This window comes from Halomonas sp. SIMBA_159 (assembly GCF_046536035.1).
Classification (GTDB): Bacteria; Pseudomonadota; Gammaproteobacteria; order Pseudomonadales; family Halomonadaceae; genus Vreelandella; species Vreelandella venusta_A.
On sequence record NZ_JAWJBT010001102.1, the window covers coordinates 1 to 253 of the forward strand.

Annotated in this window: 1 protein-coding gene; it reads left to right on the plus strand. The window is 48.6% G+C overall.

What is annotated here, in order from left to right:
- The coding region (locus R0J87_RS22680; protein ID WP_498889167.1) for a GTP-binding protein at positions 1 to 253 on the plus strand (253 nt) is incomplete at both ends.

Consider the following 253-nt stretch of genomic DNA (forward strand, 5'->3'; position numbering starts at 1 on the left):
GAAATGGAAAAAGAGCGGGGCATCTCGGTAACCACCTCGGTGATGCAGTTCCCCTATGCGGATTGTCTGGTGAACCTGTTGGATACCCCAGGGCACGAGGATTTCTCCGAAGATACTTACCGCACCTTAACCGCTGTGGATTCCTGCCTGATGGTTATTGACGGCGCCAAAGGTGTTGAAGAACGTACCATTAAACTGATGGAAGTTACCCGTCTTCGTGATACGCCAATTATTACCTTTATGAACAAAATGG